The 3366-nt window shown below is 59.4% G+C and carries 2 protein-coding genes, 1 tRNA gene and 1 pseudogene; 1 reads left to right on the forward strand and 3 read right to left on the reverse strand.

What is annotated here, in order from left to right; translation table 11 throughout:
• Window position 1: 1 nt before the first annotated feature.
• Window positions 2-77 (reverse strand) — tRNA-Glu (locus AC07N8_RS18490).
• Window positions 78-455: 378 nt separating this feature from the next.
• Between AC07N8_RS18490 and AC07N8_RS18495 the strand changes: the two genes are divergently transcribed.
• Window positions 456-1226: a hypothetical protein gene (locus AC07N8_RS18495; protein ID WP_483841385.1), complete on the forward strand. Its 771-nt coding sequence runs from the start codon at window positions 456-458 to the stop codon at window positions 1224-1226.
• A 150-nt stretch (window positions 1227-1376) separates the two neighbouring features.
• Here the strand turns inward: AC07N8_RS18495 and AC07N8_RS18500 are convergent, their stop codons facing one another.
• Window positions 1377-2258, reverse strand: coding sequence for a methyl-accepting chemotaxis protein (locus tag AC07N8_RS18500; protein ID WP_483841460.1), 882 nt, complete (start codon window positions 2256-2258; stop codon window positions 1377-1379).
• A gap of 27 nt (window positions 2259-2285) precedes the next feature.
• Window positions 2286-3290 (reverse strand): annotated as a pseudogene (locus AC07N8_RS18505) (methyl-accepting chemotaxis protein); the annotation flags it as partial.
• Window positions 3291-3366: the final 76 nt, after the last annotated feature.

Consider the following 3366-nt stretch of genomic DNA (forward strand, 5'->3'; position numbering starts at 1 on the left):
TTGGCGTCCCCTAGGGGACTCGAACCCCTGTTACCGCCGTGAAAGGGCGGTGTCCTAGGCCACTAGACGAAGGGGACACACGTACAACATTCACTCCCTACCGCGTTTCGCTGTGTGCTTTACGCTGTAAGTGGCGCGCATTCTATGGATGGATTGAGGGGTCGTCAACCCCCAGATATAAATTTATTTAAATCAATGACTTCGCCCTGCTTTCAGACGCGTTTCGGGCTTTTCCACAGACTGGGGCCCAACGCCTATATTCCGGCCTCCTTCAAGACGCTATAGTCCACGCCATCAAGATGATGGCAATCTGAAACATCTTCGCCACCATTTATATAAGCAGGACAACGGCCGATACATTCATGGCCATGGCTGATTCAAGTCGTCGAGCGGCCTATGCGCCCCAATGGCAGCCCACTACACTCGAACGCAAACCCTATAAAGAGGTCTTACCGGTGACACCACTCATGATCACCCTGCTAGTTGTAGCCGGGATCGCACTATTGATCGCCATTGGCTACATGAACCATGTGGTGGAAAACAACAAGCTGGAAAAGGCCCGCACCAAGGTTGAGCTCAACGACCGCCTGCGTCGTTGTGGCGAGATCACCGAGACCTTCCCCGGCCAGTTGATGACACCGGCGCTCAAGCTGCTGTTGACCCGCCTGGAACTCAACGTCTGCCAGCGCCTGCTCAACCTGGAAAAGACCAGCGCCAACCTCAGGGCTCGGATCACCGAACTGGAGGCCCTTGCCGCCCAGGGCGAGTCGATCCCGGTCAACAACCCACCGGCACCGATCCAGACCGAAGCCAAGGCCAAGGACGTACGTTTCCTGCTGGAAGCCCTGCATGGCCAGATCACCCGTGCGGCCCAGGACGGTTACCTGCCGACCAACGAAGCCAAGCGCTGGATCCGCGAAGTCCGCCATATCCTGGTGCTGCTGCACATCGAGTTCTTCAACAACCTCGGCCAGCATTGCTTGCAACAGAACCAGCCGGGTCAGGCGCGCCTGGCGTTCGAACGTGGCGTGCAGTACCTGCGTAAACAGCAGGAGCCGCAGGTCTACTCCGAGCAGCTGGAATACCTGGAGAAACTCCTGGCTCGCGCCAACGCCATGGTGATGGACAACATCGCTGCCGTTGAGGGCGAGGCAAACCAGTTGAACGTCGGCCTCAAACAAGTCGACGCCGATGCCGACTGGAAAAAGAGAGTGATCTACGACTGATCAGCGGAAACAGAAAAGCCACCTGAGAAGGTGGCTTTTTTTTGGGTTGGGTTTGGCGGGGAGTACATTCGGGAAAGATCGGTTGACTGTGAGGCTGTCATCGCGAGCAAGCTCGCTCCCACAAGGCTCCCACAGTGATCACAGGGCTCTTCAGAGCCGGAAGTGCCCCACCATCCCTTTCAGTTCAAGCCCGAGCTGAGCCAGCTCGATGCTGGACGCCGCGTTGCCCTGCATTGCCAGCGATGACTGATCCGCACTCGCGCGAATGCTCGTGACGCTGCGATTGATTTCCTCGGCCACCGAACTTTGCTCTTCGGCTGCCGCGGCAATCTGCTGGTTCATCTGCTGAATCAACGACACCGCCGCCGCAATACTTCCCAGCGCACTCTCGGTCTGCAACGCATCGCTGACCGCCAGCTTCACCAGTTCGCCGCTGTTCTGAATCTGCTGCACCGACGATTGAGCGGCCGAGCGCAAGGCACTGACCAGTCGCTCGATCTCCTCGGTCGATTGCTGGGTACGCTTGGCCAGCGCCCGGACCTCGTCGGCCACCACGGCAAAGCCCCTGCCCTGCTCGCCTGCCCGCGCGGCTTCGATCGCCGCGTTGAGCGCCAACAGGTTGGTCTGCTCGGCAACACTTTTGATCACGCTGAGCACCGTGCCGATGTTCTGGATCTCTGCGCTCAGGCTTTCGATGCTGGAACTGGCCGACGTCGCCGAATCCGCCAGTTGCTCGATGCGCGCCATGCTCTGGCGCACCACTTGCTGACCACTTTCAACCTTGCCATCCGCGGTCTGTGCAGCCTGGGCCGCCTCTTCGGCATTGCGTGCCACGTCGTGCACCGTCGCGGTCATCTGGTTCATCGCCGTGGCGACCTGCTCGGTTTCTTCTTTCTGGCTGCTGACTTCCAGGTTGGTCTGCTCGGTCACTGCCGACAGCGAATGCGCTGAACTGGCCAATTGCTCGATACCGGCCTGCAAGCCACTGACGATGCTGCTGAGCCCGGCACCCATCTGCTGCATCGCTTGCATCAATTGGCCGATCTCGTCACGGCGGGTCACCTCGACCGTCGCACTCAAATCACCCGCGGCAATTTGCTGGGCCACCAGGATCACACTGCGCAGCGGTGCCACGATCAACCGGGTAATCACCCACGCCGCCACCAGCCCGACCAGCAACGCCAGGGCTGAGGAGCCGATGATCAGCAACGAGTTCTTTTTCAGTTCGGCCTGCATCGACTGATCTTCAGCGACATAGGCCTGATCCACCCGCTCCACCACTTGCGCGGCGCGTTGATGCAGTTGTTCGTAGACGGTTTTCTCCTGGGCCAACAGGCCGGTGTACTCCGTCAGTTTTTCGCTGAAACTGCCGATGTGGCCGCTCACTTCATTGAGGACCGTCTGATAGCCCTCATCCTTGACCGTGGTTTTCAGCTGTTCGGCCTGAGTCAACGCCTGGTCCGCCTGCTCGATCTTGCCCTGGCCCGCGCTGTCGTCGCCCTTGCGGCTCTGGTCCAGACGCACGCGCGCTTCGTTCATGGCCTGCAACATCAACCGCGAGACCTGGCTGACCTGACTGGCCTGCTCGAGGAATTGCCCACCGTCCTTACCCTCGGATTGCTTCAAGGTGTAGGCGCCGTCATCGGCCAGGCCGGCTTGCAGCACATCAAGGTTGTTGGCCACGCTGGACACCGACCAACTGGCCATTTCCAGCGCAAGGTCCTTGGCCTGACTCAGCGAGACGAACTCATCGAACGCCTTGCGATAGGCACCCAGCGACTGCTCGACATCATTCATCACCGGCACGTTAGCCGCCGAGGCAGCCTTGAGCTGGGTCGCCAGAGCGATCAGGCCATCAACGCCTTCGTGCAGGGCATCGGCGGTTTTCGGGTTGCCGTGCAAGGCGTACTCCTGCTCGAGCAGACGCACCTTGAGCAAGCCGCTATTGAGCGACGACATCTGCTTGAGCCCATCGAAGCGATGACTGATGGTTTGCAGGGACCATACGCCGATGGCTGCCACCAGTGCGGTCAGCAGCAGCACCAGGACGAACCCGACACCCATTTTTTTGGTTCTTCACGGAATCCCGGGAAACACAGAAACAAGAACGCCGATTTGATTGATGATGTTCGTGCGAGCA

The organism is Pseudomonas sp. GW821-FHT10C09, from assembly GCF_059415465.1.